Raw genomic sequence first — 14517 nt, forward strand, 5'->3', positions numbered from 1 at the left:
TTTTTTATTCTTTTTGGATGGAGTCACACAGGAGAAATTTCGAAAGAGTGGTGGAAGATGTATACAGATACATGGACTATCTTTATGGCTCTATTTCCTGGCTTATGTTATTGGCTATTTCTGATTAACCTAAAAGATAAGAAATCAAAGAATATTGAATAAACCATTGCATAGAGATTCTTAAATTTCCCTAAAATTAACATAATACACCTTATACGAAATCATTTTGATTTCCTTTTTAAATCATAACTTTATTGTATATAGACAAGCCCTCTCATTAGCGATTGGGCTTTTTAGTTGATATTTCACGTTCCACGCTTCATTTTGGAACATCGTTGGATGATTTTATTAAATTGAGCTGATCAATTTCTATTTTGGATTAGCTTTGCTTAGCCAAAAACTTTTCAATCGCCTGCTGTGCAATCTCCGCATCCTGGAAAGACTTCACTCCAGAAACACCCATCGCACCAACTAACTGACCTTGATACATAATCGGTTCACCACCTTCCAGCATACCTGAGAAAGTATCCATGGTCAGAAAGCCCATTTGACCGCCTTTGATAATATCTTCAAACAGTTTGGATGGGCGGCGACTAATGGCAGAACAACGTGCTTTTTCCAGACACAGGTTTGCTGTCATCGGTGAAGCACCATCCATACGCTTCATTGCCAGCAAATTGCCAGTTTCATCAACTACAGCAATACTGACATTAAAGCCATTTTCTAGCGCATATTCATAGGCCTGATTTAATAAAAACTCAGCATCGCTTAAGGTCAGATAATGTTTGGTTTTCATTCAACTATCCAATTTCTAATTTATCAATTTCAAATCTTTGCGGTCTAATTAAAAGAATAAAATAAGCCCGAACGAATTCGGGCTTATGTTCCCTCTCCTTTTAGGAGAGGGTTAGGGAGAGGTTGTATTACCCTTTCATTTCAGCAAAAGTTTCTTTAGCCGCTTGAATCGTAAATTCAATATCTTCATCACTATGCGCAGCTGAAATAAATCCTGCTTCAAATGCAGATGGAGCCAGGTTCACACCACGACTTAACATGCCATGGAAGAATTTCTTGAAAGCTTCTACGTCACATTTCAGCATTGAATCAAAGCTGGTGATGTCTTCTTGATCAGTGAAGTACAGGCCAAACATGCCGCCCACTTGCTGGGTCTTGAATGGAATACCGGCTTCATCCGCAGCTGCTTGTAAACCTGCAAGAAGTTTTTCAAGTTGAGCAGTCAGTTTTTCATAAAAACCTGGCTCACGCAGATGTTTAAACATCTCGATCCCGGCACGCATTGCTAGCGGGTTACCGGACAAAGTACCTGCCTGATACACGTTACCTAGTGGCGCGATGCATTCCATCACTTCACGCTTACCGCCAAAAGCACCGACTGGCAGCCCCGCACCAATAATTTTACCCAAAGTCGTTAAATCAGGAGTTACGCCATAATGTGCCTGAGCACCACCTAGACCGACACGGAAACCTGTCATCACTTCATCAATGATGAAGACTGAACCATGTTCATCACAGACATCACGTATCGCTTGCAGGAAACCATCAATCGGTTTCACCAGATTCATGTTTCCTGCTACTGGCTCTACAATTACACCGGCAATTTCTGAACCGAACTTGGCAAAGCATTCTTTTAAAGTGGCGATGTCGTTATAAGGAAGAGTTAAAGTATGTTTGGCAAAATCAGCAGGTACACCCGCAGAAGTCGCTTCACCTTCGCCTTTAGTTAACAAGCCAGAACCTGCTTTTACCAGCAACGAGTCAGAGTGACCGTGATAACAACCTTCAAATTTTACGATCTTGTCACGACCAGTATAACCACGTGCCAGACGAATCGCAGTCATGGTCGCTTCAGTACCAGAATTCGTCATACGTACCAATTCAATGGATGGCATGATGTCGCAAATGATATCTGCCAAAGTGGTTTCATGCACGGTTGGTGCACCAAAGCTTAAACCATCAACAGCTGCATCTTGCACCGCTTTAATGATTGATGGATGCGCATGACCCAGAATCATTGGGCCCCATGAACCCACATAGTCCACATAGCGCTTGCCATCGACATCGTACAGATAAGCACCTTGTGCTTTCTCGATAAAGATAGGCGTACCACCCACGCCATTGAAAGCACGTACAGGTGAGTTAACACCACCCGGAATATGTTTATTGGCTTGTTTAAATAGTTGTTCTTGCTTTGGAGATAAACTCATGAGAATCACTCAACTCAAAAATACAATAAGAAATAAAAATTAAGCTTGTTCAGCAAATAGTTCCGACCAGTCATATACACGTTGACCGACAGTCGACATTGAGCGACCTAAGACATCACTAATAACTGCACAAAGATCTGCACCGGCTTCAATGACTTCTTTGCCGTTTTCCACCGTCAAACCGCCAATAGCGCAAATCGGTACATTTAATTTACTTTTGGCTTGTTTTAAGGTTTCCAGACCAATATTACCTGCTTCTGGCTTGGTATCAGTCGCATAGATCGCGCCAAAGGCTACATAATTAGCCCCATCAGCAATGGCTTGTTCAGCAAGCTCAAGTGAGTTATTACAACTGCGGCCAATCAATACATTTTTAGGCAAACGCTCAACAGCTTCCTGGATTGAACCATCATCCTGACCCAAATGCACGCCTACGCCATATTTTACTGCAGTTTCCAAATCGTCATTAATCACAAATGGAACTTTATACTGTTCACACATTTGTTTCATATATTCGATTTCGTAAGCCTGATCTTCTTTCGCTACTTTTTTACGACGATACTGAAGTACCGCAACTTCATAAGTCGCCATTGCACCTTCAAGTTTCGCCAGAAGAAGCTCAATAGGATCATCATTGGTAATTAAATATAAACCGCGCATGACTGCCGCCATTCAAAATACATACGCTATTATAGGCATAAATGGGCGAGTTTCCCCATCCTAAACACTGAATAATACCCGATTCAGGTATTAGATTATTATTTGTACTTTTTATACAGGTGATTGATCAATATCCCTATTTTCAGTGATAGGCGGCTGCCAGAATTTACGTTTTAATGGTTTTATAACAATAATAATAAAGTGTTAATGCTTACGCCCTCCGACAAACGCTTTTAGGATTTTGCAGATAACTTAGTGGAGAAGTTGCAAAATTCTGAAAGCGATTTTTTTATGTCCGGATTTTACGATTCCTGTGTATAAAATTGCTTGAATACCATTAATCACAAAACTTAAAGAAAACTTCAAAATACCCAATTTCAGGGATAGGTCTACATGCATTAAAGGATTTAAATAAGTTCGAACACAACACATAAATAGAAAAGCAAAAGCTGTGTTTTATCTACCAGATCCTTTCTAGCTTTGGGTAAACCGTTTATGGGGAGACGTGTCAAAGCTAGAAAGGATCGACCCATCTAAGCAGAACTGACCATCTTATCTCTCAAACTTGGTTCATTCATCTCGTGAATATTTTCTAAATCATTCAGATAAATTAAAAATACGTCAATGCAGATCTTTCTATTTTTTTAAATATAAAAAAAGCCCGGAGAAGGTCGCTCCAGGCTTGGAAAACTGATTTATTCAGTGAATTATACTCTTTGATAAAATACTGAATAAGCAATAAAACAATTAATAGAATAATAACTCTACACTTGCAAGTGTTTTTATCGTTTTTATTGCAATACTTAAGCATAAATCCGATAAAACGTCATAAGCCCTAACTTGGAATTTTGTCGTGCTTACGATCGACCAGGCTCAGGTTACCACGTAATACATCGGCAAACATACGCCAGTCTGAAATAAAACTGTATAGCGGCTGTTTAAAGCTGGCCGGTTTATTCTTTTCAAAAATGAAATGACCAATCCAGGCACAGGCATAACCTGAGAGTAGTCCATAGGCCAGATATTTAGCTTTACGCTGATGAAGGGCTTTGCTAAAAAAATATAAACCGATACTGCTGCCTGCGACATGCAAACGGCGGCTCATAATATGGCGATGCTCGGTTAGATAAAACCGGTAAAACTCATGATAGTCATGAATCGGCATTTGTGGAGAAGTCAGTTCTGCAATCTCATTGCTCGGCTGCACTTGTGCATTCATTATCATCATCCTGATCTTTTTTCTTCACCTTAGCGCATAATTTAGGCAATTAAAAGTACCTTTATTTTCATGTAATTCTGTACCTGAATTTGGCTTAGATATTGAATTGTCATGCTTTCAGTAGAAACCAGCGAATGAGATCAGCATTTTAATTTTTCCATTTCCATTTTTTTCAATCGGTCAAGTCTTACATCAGATTGGTTTTTCGTTACAATCAGCCGCTCAAAAGTCTAAAAAATATTTCCGTTTCATATCGGAATTTCATGCAAGCGAATAAAAATTCAATTTATTTTTTAATATTTTTCAATAAATTGAATAGACAGGATGATTATCATGGTTGAAGTTGAACTCAAGTTCCAGATTCCCGCGGCACGCCGTACTGCCCTGCTTAAGGCACTTGATCCCAAGAAATCTCAACAGATCCTGCTTCAAGCCAAATACTATGATACTGCAGACCGTCAACTGGCCCAGCATGGAATTGCCCTACGCCAACGATTAGAAGGCAGTCGTTGGGTTCAGACGTTAAAAGCGGCAGGCAAAAGCCACATTGAACGTTTCGAGCATAATCATGATCTGGGTGAATTAGAATATTCTCCTGAGCTGGACCTGAGTATTTACCAGCAGTCTGCTGAAGCGCAAACCTTGCTTAATCGTGCTTTAGGTGATCAGTTTGACCAGCTGCAATTGCAGTTTGAAACCGATATTGCCCGTACCTTGCGCGTGATTGAATATGAAAACACATCAATCGAAGTCAGCCTGGATATCGGCTGTATTCGCACGCCTCATGCTGAACAGGAAGTGCATGAAGTTGAATTCGAGTTAAAGCATGGCTCAATTCAGGATTTGCTGGCCTTTAGTTTTGAATGGGTCAAAAAATATCAGCTGTGGCTGGATGTACGCAGTAAGGCTGAAATTGGGAATTTGTTAGCGACTCATCAGAATGTAAGTCCCGCTACTTTTGCCAAAGAATTCCAGATCAGCAAAAAAGATAGTGCGGGTAAAAACCTGTGTCATCTGGTGGCCCAGCAAATGCAGCATCTATTGCCCAATATCGCGGGAATCTCCGCGCAATTGGCAGAGCAGGAACATATTGATCAGGCACAACAGGCCTTGGATCATCTCTATCTGACCCTACTTTTGTTTAAAGATTGGCATACTCAGGTTTCAGACAAATGGGCGCATCAGCTTGCTGCATTTAAACATCAGTTTGAACATCTGCAACATTTACAGCATATGCAGAACACTCTGGCTGGCTTCCTGCAAAATCCTACGACCGCAGAGAACCTGACTAAAGATATCCTTTATGCCAAAGAGAAGCTGGGCAATCTGGTGAAGTCCACCCAGAATGTGCATCACTATCTGGAATTGCTGCTCTTCAGCTTAAGTACAGATGAAGCTAAGCCGCTGGAATTAAAATCTGCAGCGCAAACTACCCTGCAGCAACAATACAAAGTTTTGCAGGAACAGATGAACCAGACTGATATTACCAATTTTGAGAGTCTGGATCTGCTGTCCATTCGCATTCAGGAATTAAAATTCAGCTTCCCGATTTTGACCACAATTTATGATGTCAAAAACCTGCAAAAATACAGCAAGGCGTTAAATGATGCACAGCAGGCAGCAAATGAATATCAGACGCTGGCCTCTTCTGCCCTGTATATCCAGCAGACTGAGCTGGAAGCCAGTGACTGGTTTGTGTTGGGTTGGCTGACTGCCAAGCAGGAAGTCTATGCACAGCGCTTACTGGAAGCGACAGAACAGTTTCTGGTCAGCCGCAAATTTCTTAAATAAGTATTTAACTGACTTTCAAAGCACGCTACGGCGTGCTTTTTGTTGCACAAGCACATCACAATACTTTTGTTGTTTGGTCTATATTGATTGTTATGAGCTTCATCGAGAAGGAATGGCCCGATGGCAGAAATCGAACTCAAATTCCAGATTCCGCAAAGTATACGTCACCAATTCGAACAAGATTTTCAGCAGTACGGGCCAACTCGACATCATTTATGTGCCAAATACTTTGATACTGCCGATCAGCAGTTACAGCAGCACAAAATTGCACTCCGGCAGCGTCTGGAAGATCAGCAATGGTTTCAGACCTTAAAAGCACCGAGCCAGCATCAATTTGAACGCTTTGAGCTGGAAGAAATACTGGTTACCGCACCGGACAACTGTGATTTAAAAGCTTATGCCAAGCATAAACAGGCTCGGAAGATTCTAAAACAGGCCCTCCACACCTTAGATACGGCTCTGACTCTACAATTTGAAACTGATGTAGAACGGGATCTCTGGATTGAAGATTACCGAGGAAGTCAGATTGAAATTGCACTGGATAGAGGTGAGATTCGTTCTAAGGGCCAAACCTTAGACATTTATGAAGTCGAATTTGAGCTTAAAAGTGGCAGACTTGATGACTTAATTGATTTTGTCAAACCCTGGATTCAACGCTATCAGTTATGGATAGATGTACGCAGCAAGTCCGAGCGTGGTTATGCCTTGTTAAATAATGCAATTGATCTCCCTGTTCAGCATCAAACAACTTTACAGCTCGCAGCTAAAGACGATATTCATCATATCTTGCAAAAAATTATCACCAACTGTCTGACGCACCTGTTTCCCAATGCAACGGCGATTGCGCTAGAGAATTACAATAGTGACCATGTGCACCAGGCCCGCGTCGCTATCCGGCGTTTACGCAGTGCCTTAAAAATCTTCCAGCCCTATCATCAGGATTTGACAGAGGAATGGCAGGATCAGTTACGCAATATCTTCCAGCAATTAGGCTCTACTCGGGATCGCGATGCTTTAGCTGAAAGTCTGCTTCCTCAGCTAGAAGCTGCGGGTTCACCAGTATTGCAGTTGCCTCCAGCCCAACAGGATCAGGCAGATATTAGCCAATTATTCAGAAAGCCAGCTACGATGGAGCTGATACTGGAGCTACTACAATTTAGTCAGGATCAGAGTGCAAACCAGCAAAAGTCCTCGCATAAAATCCTGTGTAAAGGACTCAGCAAACTGCATCAGAAAGTCTGTGCAGATGCAGAGAATTATCAGGAACTGGATATTGAATCACGCCACCGAACCCGCAAGCGGGTTAAACGCTTGCGTTATAATGTGGAATTTCTGCAAAGCCTGTTTCCGGAAAAGGAAATCAAAAGATATCTGAAAGCGTTAAAGCCCTTACAGGAGACTTTAGGTCATTATAATGACCTGTTTGTCGCAGAAAGCCTATATAGGCCTTATGCAAAAAAACACTCCAAAGCATGGTTTGTCATCGGATGGCTCACCGCAGAACAGCAGCATCTGTCGGAACAGGCTGCCGAGCAGTTACAGAAATTTTCTCACACCCAGCCATTCTGGTAAGAGATAAATAGACAAAATTGCTCTAGCGATATTTTCCATATACTTTCCAGGTATTGTTATCAGCTAATGGATCGCTATAACTATCGCTGCGCTGCTTACGCGGCTTATCACGGGCATCAACCAGTTCAAAATGTGGTTCGACACTCAGGACGATGCCATTCACATAGAACCGAGTCCGGGTGTATTCACTTTGACCATGCTGGAATACATAAGTACGCAGATCTACAAATTCACGATGTGCCACAAGTGCCGCTGTCTCATCACTGTCTAGCCAGCGTTGCATGGCCTGAATCTGTTCCGGTTCAAATTGCCCACATTTTTCAATCAGGCTGGCAATGCCACGAAAAGTTTTGGATTCTTTGGCACGGGTTTTATTAATCCGGATGCGGTCCACATGAAAATAGAATAAAGGCAGATTCAAATGGCTTGGCAAATGAATCGCATCCAGAACTTCATCTTCCATAAAAGGCTGAAACAGGTCTTGTGCCCTTTCAATCAGACCCAGCCATTGCTTGTAATATTCTTCGACCTGCGACTTGGTGCCATAATAAATTGGCAATCCTTCCACATTGGCCAGATTTGCTGGTGGCCAGATATTCTGGCGTAATAAGGCAATATCACTTTTCAGACTCTGTACAGCAATTGCATCTTGCATGAGATTTACATTTTTATTGCTTAGGCTATTTTTTAGATTAAGGCAAAGGTTTAGTTTCTGCAAGGCTTTGCCTATAATTAGTGATTAAGATTTTATTATCAGGAAAAATTCATGGTTCAAAAGATTGAAGCAACCGATGTAACCGAAGAAGAAGCGTTAAATGCTGCATTCTTTGAACGTGCTGATGAATTTATTAAACAGGCCAACGAATTTAGCCGTGTAGAAAAAGGCTCTCAGGAAAACCCGGCAGAAAAACGTGGTCAAGTCAGCGCTGCAATGCTGTTTGGTACTGCCCGCTTTAATACCTGGGTCGCTGCCAACAATTTCAAAGATGGCAACGAGATGCGCGACGCTAAAGATCAGGTCATGTCTTATATCTTGCAGCAATTTCAGATGATGCTGGAAGATAACTACGATGAATACTGTGAGCAGTTTGAGAACTATTTACGTTTCCGTCGTAATGAAGAGTTTCATGCCAACAAGCATCAACACGACCACGATCATTAATGAAAGCCCTACGGGGCTTTTTTTAAATCTTTGATTTTTAATTTGACTTTAATACTGGATTCATCCTATAAAAAATGAATAAAAATTAAACGATGACCAAAAATATCATGCAACAACTGTCCTTTCCGATTATAGATCCGCATATTCATCAATGGGACCCTTATACCACACCGCATGCCGCAGCCTCAGCCGTAAAATTATTTGGCAAACATCCCAAACTGCTGAACAAAATGGTGCGACTGATCAAGCCCAAAGCGGTGATCGATACCATTGGTCTGACCGAACATCTGACCGCGCCTTACCTACCTGAAAATTATAAACGTGACATCGGTCATTATCAGGTGGAACAGATTGTTCATATAGAAGCAAGCTGGCATGAGCATAAAGGTACTGGCGTGGTTAATGAAACCAGGTTTATTGCCGGGCTGCCTTTTGCTGAACAGAATATTCAGCTAGGCGGCATTGTGGCTACAGCTGATCTTCGTCAAAAAAACTTTAAACAGCTGCTGCAATTGCATCAGGAAGTTTCACCTAAACTACGCGGTATTCGTAAAATGGCATCGTTCCATGCCGATAAAGGCATTCATGCCTGGACCGATGAACCGCATTTATACTGCAATAAGAAATTTCTGAAAGGATTTGAGGAATTAGCCAAAGCCAATTTAAGTTTTGATGCCTGGGTTTATTCTACCCAAATTTCTGATGTGGCCCATCTGGCCAAAACATTTCCTGAAACGCCGATTGTGCTGGATCACTTGGGCACACCTGCCGGCATCTTTGGGAAAGTCGGTAAAGCAACCGGACAAACAGCACAGCAGCGAGACTATATTTTTCAGACCTGGAAAGAAGACCTGGCTGAACTGGCAAAATGCCCAAATGTGTATAGCAAAATCTCCGGTCTGTTTATGCCTGTACTCGGTCACCGTTTTCATTTAGAGCAAAAACTGGCAAAAAAAGATGAACTGATTCAGCTCGCGGCTCCATTGATCCAGCATGCCCTACAATGTTTCGGTAAAGATCGCATCATGTTTGCTTCTAATTTCCCGATGGATCGTGTCAGCACAGATCTGGTCACCATCATTGATGCCTTTAGCGATATTGTGCAGAGCTATGACGAACATGCTGTAAAGCCGGTTTTTTATGAGAATGCCAAACGCTTTTATCGCCTATAGATACGTGGAAACGTCATCCGTAACTGGTTGAGGCAGGACTACATCATAAGAGGATTGTTTCTACAATAAATTTATTTCGTGAAGGTGGTGGACGAGTTTTGCGGATGACAAATGGTTTTGGCTACTTTTGCCGAAGCAAAAGTAGCCATATAGACATCTAAACATTTATTTAAAATGAAAAGAGACCGTCATAGACTTATAAAAAATTACAGAGTTTATTTCACTTCTTTCCCATACTGATCCGCCATGACTTCGACCAGTTGATCCGGTTTAACATATTTTTTGATAACGGCATCGACATCTGCCTTGGTCAGCTTGGCAATCGCCTGATCACGTTTCTCCCGATAGATCAGATTACGATCTTTTTCCAGTTGTGGAATCAGCATGCTGTGAATACGGCGATCATCTTCTAGTGCAGTGACGCGCTGTTTCAAAATCGTGGCTTTCGCTGCTTCAACTTCCTGCTCGGTTACCCCTTTGGCCAGAAGCTCATTCAATACCTTATGCACCGCTTGTGATACCTGTGCTGATCGGCCAGGCGTATAATTCGCCTGAATGCCTAATGCGCCTGAATCAATCCATTCATCATACTGAGCATTGGCACTAAAACCATAAACCAGCGCATTTTTCTCACGTAATTCCTGTGCTAAACGTGAAGACAACTGAGAATCACCCAGAATATGCCGGAAGACCAGCATGGCTGGCAAATCTACATGTTCTGCACCGACCGGGAATGTCATGACAGCCTGATAATGACCGAACTCGCGCTGTTCAGACAACGCATGGATTTTCTGTGCCGGATAAACTGTATATTGACCACTTAAGCGCTCATAAGGCTGCTTCGCTTTCCAGCTCGCAAAGTTATTTTTGAGGACTTTGCTCACGGACTTCGGATTAAATTCCCCTGTCACTGCGATCTGGGCATGATGCGTATTAAAGAACTGCTGATATAACGCTACGACATGTTCACGAGTAGCAGCCTGAATCTGTTTTTTTGCCAGTTCAGGTTCAAAATGATAGCGAAGGTCACCCGGCTGATAAATCTCGGTCGCGCGAGACATGGTCAGGCCGGCCACCATATTGGGCTCAGTATAAGGACGGTCTAACGCAGACAGGCTTTGTCCTTTAATCAGGTCAAACTGGCTCTGCTCAAAGGCCGGTTTATTGAGCACATCCAGCACATACTGGAAAAATTCCTCAAACTTCTCTTTTTTGGCACTGATCTGAATGCTCATGCCATTTTCAGAGGAACTGGCCGTGGCTGAACCACCGGACTCAATAATTTTATCGGCAATCTGTTGCAAGCTTTGGGTTTCAGAAGAACGCAGCAATAAGTAAGCTGTCAGATCCAGAATCTCGCCTTTATTGAACAAACTTTGTGCCGTACCAAAATTAAGTGCAATAGTGGCATAAACTTTGTCATCCTGAGTCTGGGTCGGGAATAAAGCGTATTTAATACCATTCTTCAGTTTGCCCCGTTGAATCTGCTTGTCCTTAGCCTGTAAATATTGCTTGGACTGCGCCACATACTGCTTTACTTCTGCCTGATAGACACTGACATCTTTCAGCGGTTCTGCTGCTTCAGCCTGCTGGTCCAGAGTTTGAGCCGGCACTTCAGTCTGGGGCAACTCCTGTGCTTTTTTCTGATCTTCTGGTGTCGGCAAGATATTGCCAGAAATACGATATTCTGGCTTAAAGAATGCCTTATACACCTGATTGATCTGATTGACATCCAGCTTTTCTATGGCTTGCAGATCTTTGAAATACTGGCTCCAGTCACCTGAATAAGCCACTACATATTCACTTAAACGCGAACCTAAAGCGGTTGCGCTATTTTTAACATTGTCCGCCTGGTTTCGGGTTAGACTTTTAGCCCGGTTTAATTCGGTTTCGTTAAATGGCTGGCTCTGCTCTACACCCTGAATCAAGCCCTGCTCAACCTGCTTGACTTGATGATTTGGCGCATAGATGGCACCCATAAACACCAGATTAAAATCTTTATCCAGCCAGGTCATAGACTGCACTGTAGTGGTCTTACCCGTCTCGACCAGACTCTGATACAGGTGTCCGCTAGGTTGCAAGGTATATAAAATTGGAGACATGGCCAATGTGGTTTTAATACTTTCTTCTGACTGGTTCAGATAAATATTAAATTTGGCCAGATCACTACCCTTTTGCACGGTAAATTCACGCTGTTTGATCTGTTCAGGTTTTAGCGCAGGCACTTTAACCGCTTCAGGCACTTTGCGGGACTGGATCGGACTGAAATGGGTATCAATCTGCTTCAGCACTTCTGCTTTATTAAATTTGCCTGAAATAATCATGAGGGCATTATTCGGTGCATACCAGTGACGATAAAACTGGTTCAGCTCCTGCATCTTGATCGATTGCAGTTCGTTCAAATCGCCAATCGGTAATCGTCCCAGATATTGATTGCCATAAGCTGATTTAAACACCTGATCCATCAGCACGGAAAATGGCTGATCCAGACGGATTTCACGTTCACGTTTCACGATATCAATTTCAGTCGGCACGTACTTTTCTTGCAGGACCAGCTTATCCATGCGTTCCGCTTCAAGAAAAATCACTTCATTGACCGCAGTCTGCTCAGGACGAATCACATTGGTATATTTGGTTGAGTAATAGTCGGTACTGGCATTAGTCATTAGGGTATATTGATCCAGACGGCGCTGAAATTCATCTCCCTTTACATTTTCCGTGCCTTTAAACGCCAGATGTTCAAGCAGATGCGCCAAGCCACCTTTGCCCTGAGGATCATTCAGTGAACCGGTCAGATAAACCGTATTCATAAACACTTTATTTTCTTTCACGTTGGGCGCAAGAATAATTCTTAAGCCATTTTCTAGTCGATATTCTTCGATATTCTGTTCTGTTCTCACCAATACCGGCTGTGCAAAACTGGCCGCTGTCCAGCCAGATAATAAAATCGCCAAGCTTAAACGTTTAAAGCGTATTTGCATTGTTCATCCAAATTTTTAAGTGTGAATTTTTATTTACAGTCACTCTGATCTTAGAGAAAAGTCTTTATTATGAATAGTCTATTTTATAAGAGGCCAAATAAAATACCGCGCAATTTCACGGTATTTTATTGAATATATTAATTAAATATAAAGTTCGGCCAGCATAAACAGTTTGGCATAACCAGAAATTTCAATGCGGTCTTGTTCTTTTAATGCGCAATATAATACACCACCACGCTGAGAGGCCTGATAAGCCACCAGTTCAGTTTTATTTAATTTCTCCGCCCAGATCGGTGCAATCCCGGTATGAATTGAACCGGTGACCGGATCTTCATTAATCCCGTTACTTGGTGCAAAATAACGTGATATACAATCATATTGAGTATCGCCAGCGGTAATCGCGACATCCAGTAATGGACCCACCGCTGTAATCGCGGTTCTTTTTCCATTCAGCTGCTTCAGCAATTCAATATTTGGCTGCTCTTCTAATACATCCTGCACTGATTCATATTCAATAATATAACCTTGAGTATTCAGATAAACATTTTTAAAAGGCTTCGTCAGCGCCTGTCTTAAGGCTTCCGGATATTCTGTAATGAGTTCAGGCTGACGGATTGGGAAATTCATCCGGATTTTGCCATCCTCATCCTGGCGTACTGTAAAAATACCTAGATCTTTGACATGAAAATAAATGGTTTTTGCAGAGCTAAAATCCTTGAACAGTACAAAGCTACTGGCCAATGTGGCATGTCCGCAAAAATCCACTTCCTTGGTCGGTGTAAACCAGCGAATTTCATAATTTTCTGCATCCAGCACTTTGACAAAAGCGGTCTCAGACAGATTATTTTCCAGGGCAATATTTTGCATCAGGTGATCATCCAGCCAAGCATCCTGCACGATGACTGCAGCAGGATTTCCCTTAAATAGAGCCGTCGTAAAAGCATCCACCTGGTACATTTTCATTTTCTTTACTCCTGTATGTAGGTGTTTAGTTTAAAAGCTTTTTTCCAGAAGGGGAATTTTATATGCTGTGGATCAGATGATTTATTTTTCTCCCTTTTCACTCATTAAGGTTCTTTATGAACAATTCACATATTCAAACTGTACCTTTAGAAAAAGCCTATCGCCTGATTACGCACGGCCCAACAGTACTGGTGTCTGCCAATGATAGGCAAGACACTGATGTCATGACCGCTGCCTGGGCATGTGCACTCGAATTTAGTCCAGCAAAAGTCACCGTAGTGCTGGATAAAAGCACCAAGACCCGAAAAATAATTGAAAATTCTGGCAACTTTGCACTGCAGATTCCCACCCTCAAACAGCTGGAAATGGTCTATAGCCTGGGAACATTGAGTCTGTACAATGACCCAGACAAACTGGAGCAGTCCGGTGTGCAGTTATTCAAATTCGCAGATCAAGAAATCCCAGTTGTAGAAGGTTGTGCCGCCTGGATTTTATGTGAGCTGATTTCGGAACCACATAACCAGCAGACCCATGACCTGTTTATTGGTAAGGTCATTGCCGCTTATGCCGATGATCGGGTGTTCCGTGACGGGCACTGGTACTATCATGAAGTCAGCGAAGAATGGAAAAGTATTCATCATGTCGCTGGTGGCCACTTCTATACCATTGGCGAAGCTGTCGCAGTAAAAGATGCAGAATAAATAACTGATCTTTTTAAACAAATCATATAAAAAATTCTTGCAAACAGGCAGCTTTGACCACAGTCAGACTG

The 14517-nt window shown here is 42.2% G+C and carries 12 protein-coding genes; 5 read left to right on the forward strand and 7 right to left on the reverse strand.

What is annotated here, in order from left to right:
- Window positions 1–379 precede the first annotated feature (379 nt).
- From FTU19_RS07200 to FTU19_RS07215, 4 genes are all read right to left on the reverse strand, one after another.
- A complete protein-coding gene (locus FTU19_RS07200; RefSeq protein WP_180016648.1) occupies window positions 380–796 on the reverse strand; it encodes a heme-binding protein in 417 nt (138 codons plus the stop codon).
- Window positions 797–923: 127 nt separating this feature from the next.
- Complete coding sequence (gene hemL / locus FTU19_RS07205; RefSeq protein WP_034706389.1) at window positions 924–2225, reverse strand: glutamate-1-semialdehyde 2,1-aminomutase; 1302 nt, start codon at window positions 2223–2225, stop codon at window positions 924–926.
- A gap of 39 nt (window positions 2226–2264) precedes the next feature.
- Window positions 2265–2885 (reverse strand): thiamine phosphate synthase, encoded by a 621-nt coding sequence (thiE, locus tag FTU19_RS07210; RefSeq protein WP_004786336.1) that lies wholly within the window; start codon window positions 2883–2885, stop codon window positions 2265–2267.
- 835 nt (window positions 2886–3720) lie between these two features.
- On the reverse strand, window positions 3721–4104 hold the full coding sequence (locus FTU19_RS07215) for a DUF962 domain-containing protein (RefSeq protein ID WP_159123774.1): 384 nt from the start codon (window positions 4102–4104) through the stop codon (window positions 3721–3723).
- 333 nt (window positions 4105–4437) lie between these two features.
- On the opposite strand from FTU19_RS07215, the gene FTU19_RS07220 reads away from it, so the two are divergent.
- Both FTU19_RS07220 and FTU19_RS07225 read left to right on the forward strand, forming a co-directional pair.
- The gene (locus FTU19_RS07220) at window positions 4438–5895 is read left to right on the forward strand and encodes an inorganic triphosphatase (RefSeq protein ID WP_180130580.1); all 1458 of its coding nucleotides are present in this window, start codon (window positions 4438–4440) and stop codon (window positions 5893–5895) included.
- A 120-nt stretch (window positions 5896–6015) separates the two neighbouring features.
- Complete coding sequence (locus FTU19_RS07225; RefSeq protein ID WP_180130582.1) at window positions 6016–7467, forward strand: CYTH and CHAD domain-containing protein; 1452 nt, start codon at window positions 6016–6018, stop codon at window positions 7465–7467.
- A 22-nt stretch (window positions 7468–7489) separates the two neighbouring features.
- On the opposite strand, the gene FTU19_RS07230 is transcribed toward FTU19_RS07225, so the two are convergent.
- Complete coding sequence (locus FTU19_RS07230; protein WP_004786345.1) at window positions 7490–8122, reverse strand: hypothetical protein; 633 nt, start codon at window positions 8120–8122, stop codon at window positions 7490–7492.
- Window positions 8123–8233: 111 nt separating this feature from the next.
- Between FTU19_RS07230 and FTU19_RS07235 the strand changes: the two genes are divergently transcribed.
- Entirely contained in the window at window positions 8234–8629 is a 396-nt protein-coding gene (locus FTU19_RS07235; RefSeq protein WP_004786347.1) for a DUF3144 domain-containing protein, read from the forward strand.
- 107 nt (window positions 8630–8736) lie between these two features.
- On the forward strand, window positions 8737–9801 hold the full coding sequence (locus FTU19_RS07240) for an amidohydrolase (protein WP_125279559.1): 1065 nt from the start codon (window positions 8737–8739) through the stop codon (window positions 9799–9801).
- A 215-nt stretch (window positions 9802–10016) separates the two neighbouring features.
- On the opposite strand, the gene FTU19_RS07245 is transcribed toward FTU19_RS07240, so the two are convergent.
- The gene (locus FTU19_RS07245; RefSeq protein ID WP_125279551.1) at window positions 10017–12782 is read right to left on the reverse strand and encodes a pitrilysin family protein; all 2766 of its coding nucleotides are present in this window, start codon (window positions 12780–12782) and stop codon (window positions 10017–10019) included.
- Between the two features lie 141 nt (window positions 12783–12923).
- Window positions 12924–13745, reverse strand: coding sequence for a PhzF family phenazine biosynthesis protein (locus tag FTU19_RS07250; RefSeq protein ID WP_180130585.1), 822 nt, complete (start codon window positions 13743–13745; stop codon window positions 12924–12926).
- 116 nt (window positions 13746–13861) lie between these two features.
- Here FTU19_RS07250 and FTU19_RS07255 point away from each other — a divergent pair, with 116 nt between their 5' ends.
- The gene (locus FTU19_RS07255) at window positions 13862–14446 is read left to right on the forward strand and encodes a flavin reductase family protein (RefSeq protein ID WP_180130587.1); all 585 of its coding nucleotides are present in this window, start codon (window positions 13862–13864) and stop codon (window positions 14444–14446) included.
- The last annotated feature ends 71 nt before the right edge of the window (window positions 14447–14517 follow it).

Source organism: Acinetobacter sp. YH12072, from assembly GCF_013419565.1.
Classification (GTDB): domain Bacteria; phylum Pseudomonadota; class Gammaproteobacteria; order Pseudomonadales; family Moraxellaceae; genus Acinetobacter.

What these genes read in the sequence shown, in the direction of transcription:
- FTU19_RS07200 (WP_180016648.1), bottom strand. Translation starts at nt 796, where the DNA reads ATGAAAACCAAACATTATCTGACCTTAAGCGATGCTGAGTTTTTATTA.
- hemL (WP_034706389.1), bottom strand. Translation starts at nt 2,225, where the DNA reads ATGAGTTTATCTCCAAAGCAAGAACAACTATTTAAACAAGCCAATAAA.
- thiE (WP_004786336.1), bottom strand. Translation starts at nt 2,885, where the DNA reads ATGCGCGGTTTATATTTAATTACCAATGATGATCCTATTGAGCTTCTT.
- FTU19_RS07215 (WP_159123774.1), bottom strand. Translation starts at nt 4,104, where the DNA reads ATGAATGCACAAGTGCAGCCGAGCAATGAGATTGCAGAACTGACTTCT.
- FTU19_RS07220 (WP_180130580.1), top strand. Translation starts at nt 4,438, where the DNA reads ATGGTTGAAGTTGAACTCAAGTTCCAGATTCCCGCGGCACGCCGTACT.
- FTU19_RS07225 (WP_180130582.1), top strand. Translation starts at nt 6,016, where the DNA reads ATGGCAGAAATCGAACTCAAATTCCAGATTCCGCAAAGTATACGTCAC.
- FTU19_RS07230 (WP_004786345.1), bottom strand. Translation starts at nt 8,122, where the DNA reads ATGCAAGATGCAATTGCTGTACAGAGTCTGAAAAGTGATATTGCCTTA.
- FTU19_RS07235 (WP_004786347.1), top strand. Translation starts at nt 8,234, where the DNA reads ATGGTTCAAAAGATTGAAGCAACCGATGTAACCGAAGAAGAAGCGTTA.
- FTU19_RS07240 (WP_125279559.1), top strand. Translation starts at nt 8,737, where the DNA reads ATGCAACAACTGTCCTTTCCGATTATAGATCCGCATATTCATCAATGG.
- FTU19_RS07245 (WP_125279551.1), bottom strand. Translation starts at nt 12,782, where the DNA reads ATGCAAATACGCTTTAAACGTTTAAGCTTGGCGATTTTATTATCTGGC.
- FTU19_RS07250 (WP_180130585.1), bottom strand. Translation starts at nt 13,745, where the DNA reads ATGAAAATGTACCAGGTGGATGCTTTTACGACGGCTCTATTTAAGGGA.
- FTU19_RS07255 (WP_180130587.1), top strand. Translation starts at nt 13,862, where the DNA reads ATGAACAATTCACATATTCAAACTGTACCTTTAGAAAAAGCCTATCGC.